Source organism: Bacillus sp. FSL K6-2839 (assembly GCF_038003365.1).
Classification (GTDB): Bacteria; Bacillota; Bacilli; order Bacillales; family Bacillaceae; genus Bacillus.
On record NZ_JBBOOZ010000002.1, the window covers coordinates 226054 to 248282 of the forward strand.

Genomic DNA, 22229 nt, shown 5'->3' on the forward strand with positions numbered 1-22229 from the left:
GTATGATGAATGAAAAAAAGACGGGGGACTTTATTGTGAAAACTTTCAACCGCATAGCAACAGAAGATGATCTCAAAGCGATCGTTGATATTTACAATTCAACCATTGCTTCAAGAGAAGTAACCGCCGACACAGAACCAGTTTCAGTTGAAGACCGCCGGCAATGGTTTTTGAATCATTCAGAGAAAAGACCTCTCTATGTGAAAACAGATGAGGATGGACATATCTACGGATGGCTCAGCTTTGAAACGTTTTACGGAAGACCTGCATACAACGGGACCGTTGAAATGAGTATTTACTTAAACCAAGACGATCGAGGGAAAGGCTTAGGGTCACTTTTCTTACAAGAGGCCATTGAGTTGGCACCTTCATTAGGCATTCGAACGTTACTTGCCTTTATTTTCGGGCACAACGAAGCCAGCATTCGATTATTTAAAAAGCACGGCTTTGAGACATGGGGTCACCTGCCACGTATCGCAGAAATGGACGGCAGCAGATACGATTTAGATATTCTAGGAAAAGAATTATAAAACGAGCGTCTCTCCAACAAAGAGACGCTTTTTTATGAAGCATGTAACAGCTGTTCAAACTGTTTCGCATTTTGAAGAGATTTTCTTTGCAGGATGATGCCATGTTCATCCATCAGAATCGCTTGCGGAACAACAGTTACCCCATACAGCTCCATGATTTGCGAAGAGCGCACATACACAGCTTGATCAGGCAGCAATTGAAGAAGCGACGCATCATCTCCTTGTTCATCTCCATTGATCAAAATGAATTGAGTATCGTCGCTAGAGATGTGCTGCTTCATATCAGACAAAATGCTTTTGCATGTCATACAAGTAGAGTTCACAAATAACAGCATCACGGCTCTTCCGCTCTGCAAATATTCCTTTAAAATGACCTTATCCCCTAAATGTGTATAGCTTCGAAATAACGGCGCCGCATCACCAACATCCGCTTCCTTTAATTCAATCCCATCAAGGGTTTTGATTTTACTCATAAATTTTCCGATAAAGCGGGCAAGCAAAAACACCACAGCCAGCTGAGCAATGACAATGAATAACACAATAATCAGTAGAATATCTGTCATTTCACTTGGTCTCCTTCTATAAATGATTCAAATTGATTCCACTTTCTTTTGAACATCATGATGTCTTTTCCCACCGCTATAATGAAACAGACAGCCACTGCAATCAGAAAACAAATAATGTGAAATTGCCATGGAATTGTTTCTACATAGGAATGCACATAAAACAAGCCAATCACAAGAGCCAGCATCGACACATTACGAATCACAACTCCCCAGTGAAGACGGTCATTTTCAAGTAAACCTCCACAGCCGCATGAAATGTTACGATGTCCTCTCAATAAATTGAAAGTGACCGCTCCAGTATAGGTAAATAAAAGTGCTGTAAGACCAATCGCAGGTACAAGAGACATGTTCCATACGAACAATAGACCAGTACAAGCCAATTCAATAGTCAAAAACAAATAAAACATTGGCGCCGTGAGCGCAGAAGGCAGCAGCCGATAAGCATTCATCTGTTGCATATGCGCCGTTTGTTTTCTCACTTTATCAAGCCATGCACCTGCAAAGATGATTCCTAAGAAATAGACACCTATAAAATAAAAGACACTCACCTTACGCCATCTCCTTTTGTTGAAATAGTTGAGATTGTGCCTCATAAAGCCTTTTGTACTCTCCACCTAGCGCCATCAGCTCTTCATGGTTCCCCTCTTCAACGAAAGCACCATCTTTCATCACGATAATGCGGTCTGCTAAGCGGGCCGCTCCCATACGGTGTGTGATAAACAAGACCCCTTGATCCTGCGTATGATCGAATAGCTTTCGAATGAGTGAAATCTCCGATAGCGGATCAAGAGCAGAAGTCGGTTCATCTAAAATGATAAAATCACTTTCTCTAAAGAAGGTTCTCGCCATCGCAAGCTTTTGCCATTGTCCGCCAGACAGTTCATGACCTTCTTCAAAAAACCGGCCAAGCTGCGCATCGTATGTTTCTTCCATTTGATGAATTCTTTTCTCTATGCCTGCTTGCCGCGCAGCTGACACCATGCGCTCTTCCTCATCTATTTCGTCGATACGGCCAAATCCAATGTTTTCTTTCACAGTGAATTCGTACTTCATAAAATCTTGAAAAAGGACAGCCATTCTCGCATGATATGATTTTTTATAAATGGTCGAAATAGACTCACCATTGACCTTTTGCATATTCGGCTTGTCTGGATCATATAAACCGGTCAAACATTTAATCAAGGTCGTCTTACCTGATCCGTTATCCCCCACCAATGCAATGCGTTCACCTTTATTGATATGAAAATGTATATGCTCAATAGCAGGCGTTTTCATATTCGGATAGGTAAAAGAGAGGTTTTCTAGCGTAATGGACCGAATACACTCAATCCTCCGAAGCGATGCCCCTTTCTCTGTCTGTTCATCAATTTCTTCTTCTCTCTTTTGAAAAGTTCTCATTTCATCAATATAGAGACTCGTTTCATATAAACCAGAACATTCCCTCGTTAAGTCCTGAAAACCACTTTGAATATTTTGCACAGCTTGCAGCACAGCGACAAACGTACCTGCTGCTAATTTCTTTTGAAAGATAAGAAAGACAATAAAAAGACCGCAGCACACATAGGCAAATGTCATAAGCAATCCGCCCGCCATCTCCCAGCGAACCTGCCGCTTTAGTAATTTATATTTTTCATCTGCACTTTTTACATAATGACCTTTCCATTTTTGAAGAAGATAATGTCCTATTCCATATAAACGGATTTCCTTCAATGAATCTCGCTGTGCAACAAGGTCGGACACATACATTTCTCTTCGATCGTTAGCAGTTAACATGCGGTTTAATTGATACCGCGCGCCTCCAAAGAAGAGCTCAATCCACAAGACAGGCAGGGTAAATAAGATCAGAATGACCGCCAAACCCCAATGGATACCGATCATATAAATGAGAAGTGATACAACAGTAATCAATGCGCTCATGATTGTAAAAATACTTCTAACCATACTCAGAACATGCTGATGACTGTTCATCACACGTTGACTTTCATTATAAAAAGACGGATGTTCAAATGTAATATATGGCAGCCTGATTGCCTTTTGAAGCAATTCACTCTTCAAATGCAAACCAATCAAATTTGTCGCTTTTTGCTGACTAAGTTGAAGAATGAATTGAAGCCCATATCCTAAAACCACAATGACCATTTGCAACCCAAATAACCTTAAGACCTTTTGAATGTCTCCTGAAGAAGTCATGAATAAAATAATTTCATTAATCAATGTTTGAATAATCCAGACACTAGCCAAAGGCATAAAACCAACGATCACTTGGATCAATAGAGTTAACAGCAGATATGATCGACTTCTTTTCCAAGTATAGGAGATTGCATATAAACAATGGTTCACTGTACTCATCAAACGCTCCACCTTACACCATTTAGTATAATTGACATATTTTTGATATTTATATTATGATAGCTCTGCGTAACTTCATTCTGAGAGGACGATAACGATGAATTCAATCTTACTTTTACAGCTCACTCTTATTCTTTGCAGTCTTTTATTGACGATCGGAATCATCATCTATTTAAAACACCAGATGGAATTAATCATCTTACCGATCCAGTATGTCGGACAAAAACTTGTTCATCCGCTAATTGAAAAACCATCACCTATTCAAATGAATGATTTGCTGCAAACCAATCACAAGCAACAGCTGCTTATATTCACTGACACAGCATGTCCGCACTGCATCCCATCACTGGAACAATTCCTAGAAACGAAAAAGCAGCGTCAATTAGACATTTCTTTTAGTGTTTTGCTAAAGAATGGGCAAGAAAAGGATCAAGAATTATATCGTGATAACCAAACCAACATGCAAATTATCTCAGTGGACGAACAAATGATAGGCGCCTTTCATATTGAAGAGTTTCCATATTACATCTTGGTAGAAGAAGATGAAACAATCTCATATGCAGCCCCTTTTCCGGATGGTATTTATTCAAGGATTTCTGCAAAATAAACATAAATGAGGCATGTGAAGACAACAAACACACGCCTCGTTTTTTTATTGGTGTGGATCTGCCTGAACATCCTGATCCTTTTCCCTTGCGGCGATTTCACTCGCTTCACTTGAAGCTGTCGCTTGTTCCTCAGCTTGTTCAAACTCACTGCGAGCCTCATTTGAAATGTCTACTTGGTCACCATGCTGATTCACAGTAACAGACGAAGAAGACGATTCTTTTTGAAGCTCTTTCTCTAGTTCCTTTAATTTAGACACATGAAGCTCTAAATCTTTTCCTTGCTGAACTAGAGTCAGTTGTTGAAATAATGCCTTTCTCTCTTCTGGAGAATGGTCGCCTTGAACAATTTTCGCAGCTTGGTTTAAAAAAGAATTTGATGTTTGACCCGCTTGACGACTGTTTGACGTCTGCACAGCATTTGTTAAAAATGAAATTGAAGATATGCTCATGCGTTCACATCCTATTAAATAAAATCCTTGAATTTAGCAGCCACATCTAACGCGTTCTTGGCTAGTACAAATCTCACCTGTATCACGATCCACGTAGTAACGGAAAGTTCCAACACCTTGAAGGAAACAAGTTGGCGCTGATTTGCATGAAGTGACTAATTTTTGCAAAATACATCTTGAAGCTGCAGGTTGAACATTGGTCATTTTGTTTAAGAAACGATCTAACATATGAATTCCACCTTCCAATTTTTATGGTAATACAACACAATAATAACCAATTACAAGACAACTAACAACATATTTTGATAAATTTACTAATTATTTTTAACTATTAATCTTATTTATGACATAAATTGTCGTTAAAATTTATAGTAAATGTTACTTTTTTCTTATTTGAAGATAATTTATTTATCCATAAATAATAGTAAAGTGAAGATAGAAATATTTTTTAATTGCTCTACATTCACTCTTCCTAAAGTACTACTTGCTCAAGTATGATAAAGAGTGAATACATAAAGGAGTGAACACCATTGCAACAAACTGAGAAAATCATTCAATCTCTTCATTCGATCACAAAGTGGGGAAAAGTTGGTAGTATATTTCTCTATATTTCAGGCGGCCTAGCTATTCTTATTGGTTTTTGGCTTGTTCTTCCTGCTGCCCTTGGCGTCTTCCTCATTATGATGGGATTCCATGTACAAAAATCTGTAAATGCAGCTGAACAATTAATTCAAGCTCCTGATACTTCTTATGAAGAGTTATTAGAACAATATGCTAAGATGATGAAAATGCAGACGCTATTTGCCATATCAAGTATTGTCACAGTCATTCTCTCATTCATCGCCATTATCTTGATGCTGATATTAGGTGGCCTAGCCTTTCTTCAAGAAATTCCTAGTGACGTCCAGCAATACGAAGGTGAATACGAACAAGAGCTTGGTGACTTTTATTAATGGAGAGGGGTATCAATGAACATTCGATACCCCTTTTGTTTGATCATTTGGCATTGATCATCCTACTAAGCTTGACATTCCGCCTTGATCATTTTAAAATACAAATCGTAACCATTACGAATTAAAGGAGGATCCATTACTGATGCGCGTAAAAATTACCTTAGCCTGTACTGAAACAGGTGACAGAAACTATATCACAACAAAGAATAAAAGAACGAATCCGGACCGACTGGAGTTAAAAAAATATTCTCCTCGGCTAAAGAAATATACCCTTCATAGAGAAACAAAATGAATTTTTTAGGCTTTAAATCGTAATTATTACTTTTTAAGTGAGGCGGAAATCAAAATGAGTATTGTCAAAAGGACAGAAAGAAATGAATAAGCGAATACCTGTTACAGTATTAAGCGGTTTTTTAGGAGCAGGAAAAACAACAATATTAAATCATGTCCTACAAAATCGTAAAGGGTTAAAAGTAGCTGTGATTGTCAATGACATGAGCGAAATTAATATTGATGCAGAACTAGTCAAACAAGGCGGTGAGCTCTCTCGATCAGATGAGAAGCTAGTTGAATTGTCTAATGGTTGTATTTGCTGCACATTGAGAGAAGATTTGTTAATCGAAGTAGAACGCCTGTGTAAGACTGGTCATATCGATTATATTGTCATTGAGTCAACAGGTATTAGTGAACCAATTCCAGTCGCGCAAACTTTCTCTTATATTGATGAAGAAATGGGGATAGATTTGACACGCTTTTGCCGGTTAGACACGATGGTCACTGTTGTAGATGCGAACCGTTTCTGGACCGACTTCCAGTCAGGAGAAAGTTTATTAGACCGTAAACAAGCCGTTTCCGATGATGACGAACGGGAAATTTCTGATTTACTTATTGATCAAATTGAATTTTGTGACGTGCTGATTATAAATAAGTGTGATCTAGTATCAAACTCAGAATTAGACCGACTTGAGCACGTGCTGACCACACTTCAACCAGAAGCATCTATCATCAGAACCTCAAAAGGGCAAGTAAAGCCAAGTGACATTTTGAATACTGGTTTATTCGACTTTGAAAAAGCCAGTGCTTCTGCTGGCTGGATCAAAGAAATCAACGCCGGGCATTCTCAGCATACGCCGGAAACAGAAGAATACCAAATCTCATCCTTTGTTTATGAAAGAAGACTCCCCTTTCATACTGGCAGGTTAAATAATTGGTTAGATCAGATGCCTGAGCAAATAGTTCGCGCTAAAGGATTTACATGGCTGGCCACACATCATGATTTAACCATTTTAATTTCACAGGCCGGAAAATCTGTTGCGATTGAACCAATTGCATACTGGATTGCTGCCTTGCCTGAGCAAGATAAGGCACGGATATTAAAGCAAGAACCAGAGCTTCTTGACGAGTGGGACGCAGAATTTGGTGATCGGCATACAAAACTTGTGTTTATCGGCGTAGATTTGCCTAAAGCAGATATCATTCGCACACTAGATCAATGCTTACTCACACCTGAAGAATTTGATCAAGATTGGACTACATTTGAAGACCCCTTTCAATGGAAAATCCAACATTAAAAAAGGAGGGTTTTAAGTGGCAAAGAAATCTAAGATTGCTAAAGAAAAAAAGAGGCAGCAGCTTGTATTGAAATATGCAGAATTAAGAAAAGAGTTAAAAGAAAAAGGTGACTATGAAGCTTTACGGAAATTACCTAGAGACTCTTCCCCTACCCGCTTAAAAAACCGCTGTGAATTAACCGGCCGCCCTAGAGGTTACTTACGAAAATTTAAAATGTCTAGAATTGCTTTTCGTGAGCTTGCCTATAAGGGCCACATCCCAGGAGTAAAAAAATCGAGCTGGTAAAGATTGAATTGATCTTATCACAGCTCTCATAAAAGTAAAGTAGCAAAAAATGTTTAAAATTCTATTTTCCAGGCATATCTAAACCTTTTTGAGCTACAAAATAACATTTTAAAAACCAGCAGAGTTTCTGCTGGTTTTTTATAATGACTGGATTCATAAGATGAATAGACCTATTTCAAAAAAAGATTGTCAACAATGATTATGACTTTTTCTATTCTTTTCAAAAATACATGATCATGATACTTTGTTGTCACTACCCACCGATGTATGACATTTCAACTTTTTTCTGATCTTTCTTCTGTTCTCTCTCGGCTGAATATTGGTCCTGTCTATTCGACCATAGTTCCTTCAATATATTCTTTATATCTTCATTATCTTTAGCCGAGCGAATCACCCGTTTCAGATCAAAACCCGACGATGCAAAAAGACATGTAAACAATTCACCGCGAGCAGAAAGCCTCGCTCTGTTACATGTTCCACAAAAAGCATCTGAAACAGAAGAAATAATGCCTATCTCTCCTGAACCATCTTTATAAAAGAATCTGTTGGCTACTTCACCTGGATATTGAGGAGGTTCTGGTTTGATAGGAAATGTTGAATCAATTAGACCAATGATTTCTTTCTTTGTCATGACATGCTCTAGATTCCATTTGTTCGTATTTCCAACATCCATAAACTCGATAAATCTGAGAACATGTCCTTCTTTTTTAAAGTAAGCTGCCATTGGTAAAACATCCTGATCATTCACACCTTTTTGAACAACCATATTGATCTTAATAGCAAGTCCAGCTTTTTTTGCAGCCTCAATCCCATCAAACACTTTTTGGATAGAAATATTCCTTCCGTTCATTTGCATAAAACGGTCAGGATTTAATGAATCCAAACTAATGGTGACTCTCTGAAGACCTGCTTTCTTTAACTTATCAGCATATAAAGGTAAAAGCGTTCCATTGGTTGTCATAGCAATGTCTTCGATTCCTGGAATTTTTGAAAGCTTTTCTATTAAGATAGGCAAATCTTTTCGCATTAAAGGTTCACCACCCGTGATGCGTATTTTCACCACACCTAAGTCCTTTGCAAAAAGGGTAGCAAGCTGTTCAATTTCTTCGAAACTAAGCAGTTCTTCTTTATTCAAAAAAGGATAATCTGGTCCAAAAATTTCAGCAGGCATACAGTACGTACATCTAAAGTTACAGCGATCTGTTACTGATATTCTTAAATCGCGCAATGGTCGATGTCTCTTATCCAATATACTGTCCATACTTTGCCTCCTATTCTGTAATACGCTGATGGTGAGTGTAGATATTAAAAGATTTTCCTCTGACGAATCCAACTGTCGTGATATTTAATTCTTCTGCCATATTAAGCGCCAGCTCAGTAGGTGCTGATTTTGAGATGACGATCGACACTCCTAGTTTTGCTGCCTTCAATAAAACTTCTGACGATATCCGGCCGCTAAACACAAGGATTTTATCTCTAAGTGGAATTCGATGAAGTAAACAGTATCCATAGATTTTATCTAAAGCATTATGTCTTCCTATATCAGTTCTAGTGATGAATAGCTTCTCTGTGTCACACAGTCCAGCATTATGAACACCACCAGTATGTTGAAATAATTGGCTTTCTTCTTGTAAACACTTCATTAGATGCATACAGGTTTCAGCAGAAATGTTGATTCGATCAATGGCTGTTTTTGCCGTTTTCACATCTTGGAGAAAATAAAAGTGTCTCCCTTTCCCACAACAAGAACCAATCACTCGCTTTGTAAAATCTGATGACTGAAATCCGCTTGGGTGAACTAAATCAACATATGCAAAGCCCATACTTTCATCTATTGTAAACCTTTTAATCTCATTTTCAAATCGAATGACTCCTTCTGAAGCTAAAAAACCGATAACCAATTCTTTCAAATGATCTGGTGAACAAACAAGTGTCACAAATTCCTCTCCATTCACGATCACAGTTAAAGGGAATTCTTCTACAACTTCATCTGTTTTGCAAGTAAATTGGCCTTCACGGTATTGGTGTATGACTCGTTTCTTTTTAACAGAAGGATTCATTGTATGATCTTCCTTTCAGCACAAATTTAGTTATATGATCCAATCAAATTATGATATTATTTTAAAAAGTCATAAAATTGCAACATATTCCTATCTTATCAAACTTTTTGATTGCTTTATATGGGGGGAACAAAATGAACAAATCGAAAAATCGCTGGCTCATTGCAACAAGTGCTGTAGGAATTCATTTATCTATTGGGTCTGTTTATGCTTGGAGTGTTTTTACGAACCCTTTGCATCAAGCCTTTCAGTGGTCATTGACAGAAATAAGCTTGACCTTCAGTATTGCTATTTTATTTTTAGGATTATCTGCTGCTTTCATGGGGCATTTCGTTGAAAGGTATGGTCCAAGGGCATCAGGGCTCTTCTCAGCTATTTTCTTCGGTATTGGAATGACAGGGTCAGGATTCGCTGTCCACATGTCCTCACTCCCACTCCTCTATTTATTTTATGGTGTGCTCGCTGGGATAGGATTAGGGGTAGGCTACATTGCACCTGTATCAACTTTGGTGAAATGGTTTCCGGACCGAAGAGGACTTGCAACCGGCTTAGCTATTATGGGTTTTGGATTTGCGTCTCTTATTTGCAGCCCAATTATCCAATATCTCATTGAAAAAGTGAACATCGCAAATACCTTTTACATTCTTGGAATTTCCTATTTTATGATCATGGTGATCTCATCTCTTTATTTATCACCACCAACATCTGAAGACGTCAAACAGTTTGACGTGTTAAAAACAAATCAAAGAAAAATCCCTCAGGATTTATCACAGCTTACAGCAAATGAAGCGATCAAAACACGACGTTTTTATTATTTGTGGCTCATGCTCTTTATTAATATCACATGCGGAATTGCCATTATTTCAGTTGCATCGCCTCTTGCACAAGAAAGTGTTGGATTCACTGCAGGTGCTGCAGCTACCCTTGTTGGTATTTTAGGTGCTTTTAATGGTTTAGGGCGGATTGGCTGGGCATCCTTCTCAGATTATATCGGAAGGCCGAATACGTATACAATCTTCTTTAGTATCCAGCTCATTGCCTTTCCTTTACTCCCCTATTTAAAAGAACCGCTCGTCTTTTCAATCGTGATGGCGATCATTTATACGTGCTATGGAGGAGGGTTTGCTTCAATTCCAGCCTATATTGGGGATTTATTTGGCACGAAACAACTTGGTGCCATACACGGTTATATTCTGACTGCCTGGGCCGCTGCTGGTTTAGCTGGACCTTTATTTTCATCCTTTATTCGAGATATAACAGGTAACTACACGCAAAGTCTGATGGTGTTCTCTGGCTTATTTTTCATCGCTTTTATCATATCTCTTCTCATACGGAAAGATATTCAACAGCTTAGAGAAACAAACCTTGCTGCTACTTCTTCTGTCTCAGCCCGACCTTAATTTGAATTTGACAGAATCACAATCTAAAGGTAATTTTTAGATATGAAAACGCTTCATAAAGTAATAGGAGGGTGATGATATCATGGGGAAAACAAAACATAAGGGGCCTATTAAGCTTAATAAAAAACCCTCACCAAAGCTATGGGCCTCTTTTGCGCCTATGGGGCTTGGAAAAGTAAAACCGAAACACATTCGAGATACGATGAAAGTGGCATGGGAAAACAAGGATAATCTCCCCTATGCATATCGTATTTTAACGCAGGGCGTGTGTGATGGCTGTGCCCTGGGTGTTTCAGGGTTATATGACCAAACGCTCGCAGGACCTCATATATGCACCACAAGACTAAATGTACTTCGTCTTAATACAATGCCAGCTATTGATCCAAAATGGTTCGAAGATATTCAACAGCTCAAACAAATGGACAGCACCTCTCTTCGCAAACTTGGCCGTATTCCTTATCCACTGATTCGAAAAAAAGGTGACAATGCCTTTACGCGTATTTCCTGGGATGATGCATTAGATCAAATCGCAGCTAAAATCAAATCAATTGATAAACGGCAGCTCGCTTTCTATTTAACGGCTAGAGGAATTACAAATGAAGTCTATTATACCGCTGCGAAGGCAGCTCGCTTTATCGGGACAAATCATATTGATAATGCGTCTCGCATTTGTCATTCACCGAGCAAAACCGCTCTTAAACGATCCCTTGGTATAGGAGCCTCCAGCTGTAATTACAACGATTGGATCGGAACGGATGTCTTAATTTTTTGGGGATCTGTCGCAGCAAACAATCAGCCCGTTTCCACTAAATATATGTATGCGGCGAAAAAGAAAGGAACCAAAATTATTGTCATCAATCCGTACAAAGAGCCTGCCATGGAAAAGTACTGGGTTCCCTCTATTCCAGAAAGTGCTCTATTCGGCACAAAAATCGCGGATGATTTCTATCAAGTCAATATAGGCGGCGATATTGCGTTTATGAACGGCGTCATCAAACATTGGTTTGACATGGAGCAGCATGCTCCCCATTCCGCTCTTGATCATGAATTTATTCAAGCCCATACTACCGGCATACAGGATTTAAAGCAGCATGCCGCACAGTTGAAGTGGGAGGACCTAGAAGCATCATCAGGCTTATCAAAAGAAAGAATGAAGGAATTTGCGATCCTCCTTGCCAATGCCAATTCAGGCGTTTTTATTTGGAGTATGGGTCTTACCCAGCACCGCTTTGCAACTGATAATATATCACAGGTCGCCAACCTTGCTATGTTACGTGGATTTATTGGCAGGAAACATTGTGGTGTCATGCCAATTCGAGGGCATAGCGGCGTTCAAGGTTCTGGTGAAATGGGTGCTGATCCATTCGTTTTGCCGGGCAGTGATTTTGATGAAGAGAATATTGAAAGAATCGAAAAAATTTGGGGGTTTGACATTCCGAAATGGCATGGTGACACCATTGGGCAATCCTTTGAGAAAATGGCTCTCCCAAAAGAACATCCGCAAAAACTCAAAATGCTGTTTACGAGCGGCGGAAACTTTTTAGAAACGATGCCAAATCCAGATGCGATCGAAAAAGCTTTATCTGAGCTTGAACTCCGTGTCCATCAAGATATCATTTTGAATACCTCTACACTTGTAGAGGCAGAAGAGACGGTAATTGTTCTGCCTGCTATGACAAGATATGAACAGCCAGGCGGCGGTACATCAACTAGTACGGAACGCATGGTATATTTCAGTCCAGAAATTGAAGGACCTCGTATTGAGGAAGCCAGAGCAGAATGGGACATTTATATTGATCTTGCAAAAAGAGTCCGGCCAGAAGATGCTGAGCTGATTCATTTCGAAACGGCTGAAGACATTCGCCGTGAGATTGCGGTCGCAAATCGAAACTATGACGGCATCCAGCATTTGCGTCATAAAGGAGACGTTTTTCAATGGGGTGGCGCATGGCTATGTGAAGACGGGGAGTGTCCAACACCGGACGGCAAAGGACATCTTCTTCCTGCCCAGCTGCCTCAATACCGAAAAACGGAAGGACATTTTAATATCACGACAAGAAGAGGAAAGCAATTCAACTCCATGATCTATAGTGAAAAGGATGCCTTTAATGGTGGGAAGCGTCATTCTATCTTGATGAATAACGAAGATGCAAAAGAACTTTATGTCCAAGAAGGTGATCCAGTTGTCTTGTTTAATCAATATGGGTCCTATCAAGGAGTGGCTCAATTCGGGGATTTGAAACGTGGCAATATCGCTGTTTATTGGCCTGAAGGGAACGTTTTAATTCCAAAGGGTGTGTATGAGAGCTACTCACAGATTCCCGAGTATAATACGGCGGCAATATTAGAAAAAGCCGAAACTTTTCATGCAAGAAAAGATCAGCACTACGTGGAGAAACGAATTGATGAATTAGAAACTACTTTGAATTGATCTTCAACTAAAAAACAGCTGGGGAAAACAATCCCCAGCTCCCATTCATATCCTACTGACCAAAAGCGCTCGCTTCATTTTGTAGAATGTGATTCAATTCTTCGGCATTCGCAGCCGGTTGATATTGTCCACCACCCGCTTTTGCAACAGACTTTAGACTTTTTGCTTCTTTTTCATTCACGTCAAAGCCGATGATATTGACAATGGTGTCAATTCCGTCTTCATGTAATTCCTTTGCTGCTTGTGAAGGGCTTCCTCCACAAGTTTCTTTACCATCACTGACGACATAGACAATATTTTTTCCTTCAGCCTGGTGATCTTCAAAATCTTGTTTCGTATCTGTTAATGCTTTTGCAAGTGGTGTCCAGCCGGTCGGCTTATACACATTCAGTGCTTGCTGAAATGTTGATGGCTCATATGATCCAAATCCGTAAACGGCTTCAGAGCTTCCACAAGAAACTGCTTTTCCTGCATTTTTATTGGTTCCTTCATGACCAAACACACGTAGCAGGACTTGTGTATCTTCTGATAAAATACTTGCGAAGCTTTGAATAGAACGTTTGGCGATATCGATTTTCTTTTCGCCTTCAACTGATTGTGCCATGCTGCCGCTTAAATCAAGTAATATCACCACATGAGCAGGCTCCTGTTTTGTCACAGCATGAGCTGGTGAAGAAAGAAGCAGGACAAGACTAGCCAAAATGGTTAATACAATATTTCGTTTCATTCATAAAAACCTCCCTTTTTACATTTGTACAGAAAAAGAGAAACGATAGCATACATCAATCGTTTCCCTTTTGTTCAGCAAGTTATTCGTGTAGTTTTAATGATTCTGCCGACAAGATAGAACCCATTTCTTTACCAGTGCTTGCTTGGTAGTATTGGCCTTTACCCGCTTTGGCTACTTGCTTCAATTGACCTTCATAGCCATCGTTAAAGTCTAATCCGATCACATTAACAACAGTCGATCCTTTTGAGTTATGCAATTCTTTTGCTACTTTTACTGGATCTCCGCCACAAGTTTCTTCACCATCAGTGATTAGGTACACAATATGTTTTGTTCCACCATTAAGCTGTTCATCCGTTTGCTTTGCATTTTCAAGAGCACGAGCAATCGGTGTCCAGCCATTTGGTCCAAGTCCGTTTAAAGAGTTTTCAAAGCTTTCTTTTTCGTAAGGCTGTACGCCATAAACGCCTCTAATGACTTCACATGATTGAGCTTTACCTGAATTTTTGTTGTTTCCTTCAGAGCCAAACAAGCTCATACGAATTTTAGCGTCTTTTGGAAGTGACTGAGCAAATTTAAATACCTCTTGTTTTGCGAGGTCAAATTTGCGTTCTCCCTCTACTTTTCTTGCCATGCTTCCACTTGCATCAAGTAAGATAGTAACTCTTACATCTTTGTTATGTTTTTTGACTGTAGATGCTTTTGCAAATACTGGTGAAGAGATTGACATAGATAATGTCAATACAGCTAAGGTTACGAGTGTAAATACTTTTTTCAACATCATTTTTCCTTCCTCCTTATGTATTTAATTGAAACATCTTAATCGTAAAATATTCTGTCTTGGAATGGTATAGGACTCGGTCCCTTTTTCTCTTTCATCAAAATCACTAAAAATCTGTCAGTTGTCTAGATATATTCACCTAACACATCATTTTTTCTTTTGTTTTCTCCTTCTTTCGAGGGGCTTTGTATCGGCCATCGGTTCTTGTCGGGACGTAAATGTTTAAGATTTCCTGAGGTGCGTCTTAAGTCGCAAATTGACACATTCTGTTCAAACCTCTTGGAACACAAAAAAAGATGCCCCATTTCTGAGGCACCTTTGCTTTATTTTTTAGCCATATACGTGTTGAGAAAACGTTCAGCTGATTCAATTTGAATCCCTTTATAATAATGTTTCACGATAGCCTCTACTTTTTTGCCTGACTGTGCCATATAGTGCGCACCATACTGACTCATTCCAACCCCATGGCCATACCCTTTTGTCGTAATGATAATTTGCTGGCCCTGTCGTTCCCATGTAAAGTCCGCTGAATGAAGTCCTAGTGACTCTCGAATGTCTCTGCCTGTCAGTGTTTTACCGTTTATTACGGCTTTCGCTACTTGATTTCCTGGCGTCCGTTCTACTATCTGTCCTACCTGAGCCTGCTGAGTGAGCGTCACACCTAATTTTTGCTGAAATTCACTAACTGGGATGGTTTTCTTGTTTTGAAATTTTGGCGATTTTTCGTCCCATTTACTTGAGACACTTTTCAAATATGGGATTTCGTTTTTCCAATAAGCTTCAGCATTTTCCGTTTTTCCGTTACTTGTTGAAAAGAATGAGGCATCAATTGGTTTCTCGTCATAAGTCAGCACTTTTCCTTGTGTGCTGGCGACAGCTTCTGTGACTTTTTTTAACTTCCAATTGTACGCTTTCCCCCAAATTTTCTTGAGTTCCTGCTTGTTTTTATAAACTTGGAACATTTGGGTGTCATCTACAAGAGAGCCCTTTGGTGATTTGACGGTCTTATCGATGATCATTTGTCTGACGATATACGTTCTTGCAGCGAGTGCCTGTGCCTTGAGTGCTTCCATTTCAAAATCAGCTGGCATTTCAGACGCTACGACACCGATCACATACTCTTCTAAGGGGATGTTTTCTACCTGCTGATGAGCTGAACGATAGACGGGGATAGCGACGGGTGATTGCTTCAATTTGACTGTACCCTTCACTTCTTTTTTAACTGATGGCTCCGCTGATACATGCTGGCTTACCTCCGGTTTCCCTTGAAACGTCGGCAACACAAGTAAAGTTGGAATCATTAAAATAATGATGCATATTCCTGCGATTGTCCATATCATTGGTTTCATATTTGGCTGCCCCCATTTGTCATTGAATCTCTTTTATCCTATGGGCGGGGACAAGCTAATATGACAGCTTCTTTCATTCAGTGGACAAGTCTTTTGATGAAGATATGAGGCTGTTTATCAACTGATTTTACTGTTCGTCTTTATGAATAAAATTTAAGATGGTTGGATACACTAATGATAAGCTTTAAAAATAAAGCATTCTATGATTCTAAAAAAAATCAGCATGCCCCATGGACACACTGATTTCTTTATGATTACGCGTTCAGATCTGATACAACTTGTTCTTGTGTCACATCTGCTGTTTCATCGTTTACTCTTTCAATATCTGCACCGATTGCTGCAAGCTTCTGGTGGAAGTTCACATAACCACGATCGATATGCTTCAACTCAGTGACACGTGTATGACCTTCTGCTACTAATCCAGCAAGTACAAGTGCTGCTCCTGCTCTTAAATCAGTCGCTGATACTTCAGCACCTTGAAGTTGAACCGGCCCGTTGATAATCACAGAGCGACCCTCAATTTTAATATCGCCATTCATGCGGCGGAATTCTTCAGCATGCATAAAGCGGTTTTCAAACACCGTTTCTGTAATCATGCTTGTTCCGTTCGCACGAAGCAATAGCGCCATCATCTGAGATTGCATATCCGTTGGGAAACCAGGATGTGGCATTGTTTTTAGATCGATTGGCTTGAGCTCAGATGGTCCAATGACTCTTAAACCTTCTTCTTCTTCAATGATCTGAATACCCATTTCTTCCATTTTTGCTACAAGTGATGTCATGTGCTCTGGCACTGCGCCCTTTACAAGAACATTTCCTTCTGTAATAGCTGCTGCCACCATGAAAGTACCTGCTTCAATTCTGTCAGGGATGATGTTGTGTTTTGCACCGTGAAGTGTTTCCACACCTTCGATTTTGATTGTACCAGTACCAGCTCCGCGAACCTTACCGCCCATGGCATTGATGTAGTTTGCCAAATCAACAATTTCAGGTTCTTTTGCTACGTTTTCTAAAATCGTTGTTCCTTCAGCTAATGCTGCTGCCATGATGATGTTTTCAGTTGCACCGACACTTGGGAAATCCAAATAGATTTTCGCACCTTTTAAACGGCCTTTTACTTCAGCCTCGATGAAACCATTTCCTACTTGAATTTTAGCTCCCATTGCTTCAAAGCCTTTTAAATGCTGGTCAATTGGTCTTGAACCAATCGCACAGCCTCCAGGTAATGCAACTCTTGCATGACCTGTTCTTGCTAAAAGTGGTCCCATGACGAGCACAGACGCTCGCATTTTACGGACATACTCAAACGGAGCCTCAGTTTCTAGTGCATGAGATGCATCCACTGATACTTCGTTATTTTCAAAATGTACTTCTGCTCCTAAATGACGTAACACTTCATTGATTGTATATACATCGGAGAGCGTAGGTACATCACAAATTACGCTTTTTTCTGTACTTGCTAACAAAGATGCAGCGATAACTGGTAAAACGGCATTTTTTGCGCCTTCTACTTTAACTGTGCCGTTTAACTTTTGACCGCCGCGGACGATGATTTTTTCCAAGGTCTTCCCCTCCGCGTCCCAAATTCTCTATATTAATATTCAGTCGTTACGATTGGTGTGCCAACCGTAATCGTATGATTTTCGTTCATTTCCGAACTTCTGATGGCAATTTGAACATTCATTTTATCATTTGAAGTCATAATGAACTGTTCCCACTTATCTGTGTAAGCGGAAAGCGACACAAAATTAGACTCAACGAGATACTCAACTGGTTTTGCTTGAAATTCATTTGCTAACGTTTCAGCTTTTTTTTGCAAAACAACATCCATCATACCATTTACATGACCATCGAGACAAGTAAAAATTACAAATTTCTCTTGTAATAAGCTTTTTGCATGACGTACGAACTGATCATATGTATGCTCCCAGGTATTCAGTGGGCGAGCACCTTTTTGCTCATATAATAAATACGACTTTTGATTGGATTTTGTGTCGGTCTTCACGAGTAAAATTTTCGATAAAGTATCATTTTTTTCATCTTTGTAAATTCCTGTGACTTTGGTGACATGTTTCTCTTCTTTTTCGGTCCACTCATACTGTCGTAGTTCGTCTTTCAAACGTTGCACTTTTTTTGAAAATTGTTCGGATGAAATGTCTACATTTGTTTTGGCGTGAAGGGTCCATCCATCTACTTCAATTTGCTGGTTTTTCAGACCTTCTGCTATTTGGGCGAGCGGAGAAGATTCTTCCGCACGAACACCTTGAATCATCAGAACAAAAAAAAGAATAAACGCAAATAATGGCCAACCTTTTACATACTTTCTCACTTGTCATTCCCCCTTGCTACAAGTGTTGCCGCAAGGAGGTCTATGCATACGTGGAAAAGTCATCAAAGACCATACTTTTGACGCTTCTTTTTACGTTCCCGCATAAGGCAGTGACCAAACCTTTTATGTTAGAACATATAAGGAATTTGTCTAGAGAAATTTAAGTAATCAAGGAAGAAATTGCTGACTGCAGATGCGATGGCAATGGTAATGAGCATCATCAGCAATCTTGCCTGAACGATTTTCCCTTTTTTAATCAGTGGATCAACATTTACGGCAAGCAATGCCCACCATGTAACCGCAATAAAAAACAGGTGGATCACAATACTCACGATGGCTTGTTGTCCTACGTCTTCCATACAGTTGAATCCTCCTTTTATTTATTTCTGTAAAGGAAAACTCCCTTTCATTATATCCTCGAAAATCGGAAAGATGAATCATTTGGAAAAAAGAGCTACATTTAGAGTAAATCCCCTCTTATCCTGGTGCCAAGGAGATGATATACTGCGTGTGGAAGGAGCTGAACACATTGAAAGATTCTTTTCCTGACTTTGTTGATTTGTACGGAGAACTGGTTCCCTCATTTGATCATGAATGGGAGGCCATTGCTTTCTACTTTGATTATAGACAGACACAGCTAGAAGAATTAGCGCAATTGTGTCATTTTCATAACATTTCTTTGGATTATTCTGAGGAAAGCCTGTATCAGTTAGAATCACTATACTTTGATGCATTTACCAAGCAGCTGTTTGCTGAGTGGAAAATGCCAATAGATGCATTAGAAGCGATGATGAGTGTGTATATGGGAGAGGTTGTCCTCCGTCATCATTCAGATGCTGACTGGGTAGTACGGCCTTATATGGACTCTCCGCATCAATATACGCTTGGCTTGCGCCGGCACAATAAAACGTGGCATAGTACGCAGTTTTGCGAGCACTTATATCTTGAAAAACAGGATTCTCACCCGTATGTGTCGATGTACCAATCTCTCATGTCATTCTAAAAAAATCCTTCTTATCACAATGATAAGAAGGATTTTCTGTTTTATTTCCCTGCTACATTTAAACGGTTTAACGCCCGTTTTAATGCGAGTTCCGCCCGGCGTACATCACTTTCATTCGGGTGGTTCAAATGCTCTTCAGCACGCTGTTTCGCTGATTTAGCACGATCGACATCAACTTTATCTGATGTTTCAGCGGCCTGAGCAAGAATGGTTACTTGTTCAGGGCGAACTTCAACAAATCCGCCACTTACTGCAACCAATTCAGTTGATCCACTATGTTTTAAGCGAACTGCACCGATTTTTAGCGGAGCAACCATTGGAACGTGGCCAGCTAAAATACCAAGCTCACCGCTTTCTGCTCTGACACTGACCATTTCCACATCCGCTTCATACACTGGGCCGTCGGGAGTAACGATATTGACTTGAACGGTCTTCATGCTTTTACCCTCCTAAGGACCAGATTAGGCCTCTACACCCATCTCTTTGGCTTTTTCAACCACTTCTTCAATGCGTCCAACTAAGCGGAATGCATCTTCTGGAAGGTGATCGTATTTACCAGATAAGATTTCCTTGAAGCCTTTAACAGTTTCTTTCAATGGCACATAAGAACCCTTTTGGCCAGTGAACTGCTCTGCTACGTGGAAGTTTTGAGATAGGAAGAATTGAACACGACGTGCTCTGTGTACCACAAGCTTATCGTCCTCAGATAATTCATCCATACCTAAAATGGCAATGATATCTTGTAGTTCTTTATAACGCTGCAATGTTTGCTGCACTTCACGCGCAATGGCATAATGCTCTTCACCAACGATCTCTGGTGCAAGTGCACGAGATGTTGAAGCAAGAGGATCAACCGCTGGGTAAATACCCATTTCAGTCAGCTTACGCTCAAGGTTTGTCGTTGCATCAAGGTGAGCGAACGTTGTTGCTGGAGCTGGATCCGTATAGTCATCCGCAGGTACATAGATCGCTTGAATCGATGTAACCGATCCTACGTTTGTAGACGTGATACGCTCTTGCAGCTGACCCATTTCTGTTGCAAGTGTCGGCTGATAACCTACCGCTGAAGGCATACGTCCAAGAAGGGCTGATACTTCAGAACCTGCTTGGGTAAAACGATAGATGTTATCGATGAAGAACAATACGTCTTGACCTAGTTCATCACGGAAATGCTCTGCCATTGTCAAACCAGTTAGGGCAACACGCATACGTGCACCTGGTGGCTCGTTCATTTGGCCGAAGACCATGGCTGTTTTTTCGATAACGCCAGAATCTTTCATTTCGTAGTAAAGGTCGTTTCCTTCACGTGTACGCTCTCCAACACCAGCGAATACAGAAATACCGCCGTGTTCTTGTGCGATGTTGTTGATCAATTCTTGAATCAGAACGGTTTTACCTACACCGGCTCCACCGAATAGACCGATCTTTCCACCCTTGATGTAAGGAGCAAGAAGGTCAACAACTTTAATACCCGTTTCAAGAATTTCAACTTCTGTAGAAAGTTGATCAAAAGAAGGCGCTTGTCTGTGGATTGGATCTCTTTGGGCTTCCACACCAAGTGGCTCATCTAAGTCAATGTTATCTCCCAGTACGTTGAATACACGTCCAAGTGTTACGTTACCAACTGGTACTGAAATTGGTTTTCCAAGGTCTACAGCTTCCATACCGCGCTTCACACCGTCTGTTGATGCCATTGCGATGGTTCTGACTGTATTATCACCTAAATGTAGTGCTACTTCTAAAGTTAAGTCGATAGTAACTTCACTTTCGCTTTCCGCTTTATGCGAAACTCTGATCGCATTATAAATCTCAGGCAAGTGACCGTCTTCAAAATGAACGTCTACGACTGGTCCCATGATCTGACTGATGCGTCCTGTTTTCATTGCATTCCCTCCTGACAATTATTTCTATTCTAAGGCAGCTGCTCCGCCGACAATTTCTGTAATCTCTTGTGTAATCGCTGCTTGACGAGCACGGTTATAAGAGAGTGTCAGGTTGTCGATCAATTCTTTTGCGTTGTCTGTTGCACTCTTCATTGCTGTCATCCTTGCAGCATGTTCACTTGCTTTGCTGTCAAGAAGCGCACCGAAAATCAAACTCTCTGCATATTGAGGAAGGAGAACTTCAAGAATTTCTTCTTCAGAAGGCTCAAACTCATAAGATGCGGAACGTTTATTTGGTGTCGCTGCGGCCGAAAGGTCCGTTAGCGGCAATAATTTCTTCTCTGTTACTTCTTGTGAAATGGCACTGACAAAGTGGTTGTAGAACATGTAAAGTTCGTCAAACGCTTCATCAGAGAACATTTGAACTGTACTGCTTGCTAATTCTTTAATATCAGCAAACGCTACTTCGTCTCCAAGCCCTGTTACTTCAGAAATAACTGGAATACCGCGCTTTTTGAAGAAGTCGCGTCCGATTTTACCAATCACAATCACCGCATATTCATCAGCGGATTGATGACGAGATTGAATGGTTTGGTAAGCGGCACGCAAAATCGAGCTGTTAAAAGGTCCTGCAAGCCCCCGATCAGATGTAATGACGAGATACCCTGTTTTCTTGACAGGTCTTGAAAGAAGCATTGGGTGCTTAGCACTTGTTCCAGTTGCGATTGCAGCAACCACTTCCTGGATTTTCTCCATGTAAGGAACAAAAGACTTCGCATTGTTTTCAGCACGATTCAGTTTCGCAGCTGATACCATTTGCATCGCTTTTGTGATCTGACTCGATTTTTTCGTTGACGTGATCCTTGACTTTATATCGCGTAATGAGGCCAAAGATTTCACCACCTTTTTTCAGGAATCCGTGTTCATTTACGTGAAAAGAGAGAAAAAGAGAAT

General features: G+C 40.1%; 24 protein-coding genes. 9 read left to right on the plus strand and 15 right to left on the minus strand.

Translation table 11 applies throughout. The features are described 5' to 3' along the window. Positions 1-2: 2 nt before the first annotated feature. Positions 3-530 (plus strand): GNAT family N-acetyltransferase, encoded by a 528-nt coding sequence (locus tag MHH26_RS15225; RefSeq protein ID WP_307500389.1) that lies wholly within the window; start codon positions 3-5, stop codon positions 528-530. 32 nt (positions 531-562) lie between these two features. Here the strand turns inward: MHH26_RS15225 and MHH26_RS15230 are convergent, their stop codons facing one another. Genes MHH26_RS15230 through MHH26_RS15240 form a run of 3 tightly spaced genes read right to left on the minus strand, consistent with a single transcriptional unit; the run spans position 563 to position 3445 of the window. Next, positions 563-1093: a TlpA family protein disulfide reductase gene (locus tag MHH26_RS15230; RefSeq protein WP_282067843.1), complete on the minus strand. Its 531-nt coding sequence runs from the start codon at positions 1091-1093 to the stop codon at positions 563-565. Beyond that, positions 1090-1644, minus strand: a complete 555-nt coding sequence (locus MHH26_RS15235) for a MauE/DoxX family redox-associated membrane protein (protein WP_340973960.1) — start codon at positions 1642-1644, stop codon at positions 1090-1092. The genes MHH26_RS15230 and MHH26_RS15235 overlap by 4 nt, the downstream gene beginning before the upstream one ends. A 1-nt stretch (position 1645) precedes the next feature. Further along, positions 1646-3445 (minus strand): ABC transporter ATP-binding protein, encoded by a 1800-nt coding sequence (locus tag MHH26_RS15240; RefSeq protein WP_334750538.1) that lies wholly within the window; start codon positions 3443-3445, stop codon positions 1646-1648. 97 nt (positions 3446-3542) lie between these two features. Between MHH26_RS15240 and MHH26_RS15245 the strand changes: the two genes are divergently transcribed. Further along, entirely contained in the window at positions 3543-4052 is a 510-nt protein-coding gene (locus MHH26_RS15245) for a thiol:disulfide interchange protein (protein ID WP_307500392.1), read from the plus strand. 45 nt (positions 4053-4097) lie between these two features. On the opposite strand, the gene MHH26_RS15250 is transcribed toward MHH26_RS15245, so the two are convergent. Next, on the minus strand, positions 4098-4502 hold the full coding sequence (locus tag MHH26_RS15250; protein ID WP_307500394.1) for a hypothetical protein: 405 nt from the start codon (positions 4500-4502) through the stop codon (positions 4098-4100). Positions 4503-5032: 530 nt separating this feature from the next. On the opposite strand from MHH26_RS15250, the gene MHH26_RS15255 reads away from it, so the two are divergent. From MHH26_RS15255 to rpsN, 4 genes are all read left to right on the plus strand, one after another. Beyond that, positions 5033-5455, plus strand: a complete 423-nt coding sequence (locus MHH26_RS15255) for a DUF5362 family protein (RefSeq protein WP_340973962.1) — start codon at positions 5033-5035, stop codon at positions 5453-5455. 142 nt (positions 5456-5597) lie between these two features. Beyond that, positions 5598-5747 (plus strand): 50S ribosomal protein L33, encoded by a 150-nt coding sequence (gene rpmG, locus MHH26_RS15260; RefSeq protein WP_003214771.1) that lies wholly within the window; start codon positions 5598-5600, stop codon positions 5745-5747. Between the two features lie 82 nt (positions 5748-5829). Continuing rightward, positions 5830-7026 (plus strand): GTP-binding protein, encoded by a 1197-nt coding sequence (locus tag MHH26_RS15265; protein WP_307500396.1) that lies wholly within the window; start codon positions 5830-5832, stop codon positions 7024-7026. A 16-nt stretch (positions 7027-7042) separates the two neighbouring features. Further along, the gene (gene rpsN / locus MHH26_RS15270) at positions 7043-7312 is read left to right on the plus strand and encodes a 30S ribosomal protein S14 (protein ID WP_025093900.1); all 270 of its coding nucleotides are present in this window, start codon (positions 7043-7045) and stop codon (positions 7310-7312) included. A gap of 253 nt (positions 7313-7565) precedes the next feature. Here the strand turns inward: rpsN and moaA are convergent, their stop codons facing one another. Next, a complete protein-coding gene (gene moaA, locus MHH26_RS15275; protein WP_334750688.1) occupies positions 7566-8573 on the minus strand; it encodes a GTP 3',8-cyclase MoaA in 1008 nt (335 codons plus the stop codon). Positions 8574-8583: 10 nt separating this feature from the next. Next, on the minus strand, positions 8584-9372 hold the full coding sequence (gene fdhD, locus MHH26_RS15280; RefSeq protein ID WP_307500397.1) for a formate dehydrogenase accessory sulfurtransferase FdhD: 789 nt from the start codon (positions 9370-9372) through the stop codon (positions 8584-8586). A 134-nt stretch (positions 9373-9506) separates the two neighbouring features. Between fdhD and MHH26_RS15285 the strand changes: the two genes are divergently transcribed. Together MHH26_RS15285 and MHH26_RS15290 are read left to right on the plus strand one after the other, a co-directional pair. After that, entirely contained in the window at positions 9507-10772 is a 1266-nt protein-coding gene (locus tag MHH26_RS15285; protein WP_340973966.1) for an L-lactate MFS transporter, read from the plus strand. Between the two features lie 82 nt (positions 10773-10854). Then, positions 10855-13203 (plus strand): FdhF/YdeP family oxidoreductase, encoded by a 2349-nt coding sequence (locus MHH26_RS15290; RefSeq protein ID WP_066031620.1) that lies wholly within the window; start codon positions 10855-10857, stop codon positions 13201-13203. Positions 13204-13255: 52 nt separating this feature from the next. Here MHH26_RS15290 and MHH26_RS15295 read toward each other — a convergent pair whose 3' ends face one another. The 6 genes from MHH26_RS15295 to MHH26_RS15320 all read right to left on the minus strand — a co-directional run bounded on the left by MHH26_RS15295 (position 13256) and on the right by MHH26_RS15320 (position 18748). Beyond that, positions 13256-13930, minus strand: coding sequence for a VWA domain-containing protein (locus MHH26_RS15295; RefSeq protein WP_034660275.1), 675 nt, complete (start codon positions 13928-13930; stop codon positions 13256-13258). An 82-nt stretch (positions 13931-14012) separates the two neighbouring features. Beyond that, positions 14013-14711, minus strand: a complete 699-nt coding sequence (locus MHH26_RS15300; protein WP_080869567.1) for a VWA domain-containing protein — start codon at positions 14709-14711, stop codon at positions 14013-14015. Between the two features lie 323 nt (positions 14712-15034). Continuing rightward, positions 15035-16060 carry a stage II sporulation protein D gene (gene spoIID / locus MHH26_RS15305; protein ID WP_106071343.1) on the minus strand — a complete coding sequence of 342 codons (1026 nt, stop codon included), beginning with the start codon at positions 16058-16060 and terminating at the stop codon, positions 15035-15037. Positions 16061-16314: 254 nt separating this feature from the next. Beyond that, positions 16315-17622 (minus strand): UDP-N-acetylglucosamine 1-carboxyvinyltransferase, encoded by a 1308-nt coding sequence (murA, locus tag MHH26_RS15310; RefSeq protein ID WP_034660278.1) that lies wholly within the window; start codon positions 17620-17622, stop codon positions 16315-16317. Between the two features lie 32 nt (positions 17623-17654). Continuing rightward, positions 17655-18389 carry a YwmB family TATA-box binding protein gene (locus MHH26_RS15315; protein WP_340973968.1) on the minus strand — a complete coding sequence of 245 codons (735 nt, stop codon included), beginning with the start codon at positions 18387-18389 and terminating at the stop codon, positions 17655-17657. A gap of 128 nt (positions 18390-18517) precedes the next feature. Then, complete coding sequence (locus MHH26_RS15320; protein WP_340973969.1) at positions 18518-18748, minus strand: DUF1146 family protein; 231 nt, start codon at positions 18746-18748, stop codon at positions 18518-18520. 137 nt (positions 18749-18885) lie between these two features. Between MHH26_RS15320 and MHH26_RS15325 the strand changes: the two genes are divergently transcribed. Further along, on the plus strand, positions 18886-19392 hold the full coding sequence (locus MHH26_RS15325; RefSeq protein WP_374955720.1) for a hypothetical protein: 507 nt from the start codon (positions 18886-18888) through the stop codon (positions 19390-19392). Between the two features lie 41 nt (positions 19393-19433). On the opposite strand, the gene MHH26_RS15330 is transcribed toward MHH26_RS15325, so the two are convergent. The 3 genes from MHH26_RS15330 to MHH26_RS15340 are packed head-to-tail and all read right to left on the minus strand — an operon-like array spanning position 19434 to position 22166. Then, a complete protein-coding gene (locus MHH26_RS15330; protein WP_034660282.1) occupies positions 19434-19829 on the minus strand; it encodes a F0F1 ATP synthase subunit epsilon in 396 nt (131 codons plus the stop codon). Between the two features lie 24 nt (positions 19830-19853). Then, the gene (atpD, locus tag MHH26_RS15335) at positions 19854-21275 is read right to left on the minus strand and encodes a F0F1 ATP synthase subunit beta (protein ID WP_034660283.1); all 1422 of its coding nucleotides are present in this window, start codon (positions 21273-21275) and stop codon (positions 19854-19856) included. Positions 21276-21299: 24 nt separating this feature from the next. Next, a complete protein-coding gene (locus MHH26_RS15340) occupies positions 21300-22166 on the minus strand; it encodes a F0F1 ATP synthase subunit gamma (RefSeq protein WP_034660284.1) in 867 nt (288 codons plus the stop codon). Positions 22167-22229 lie beyond the last annotated feature (63 nt).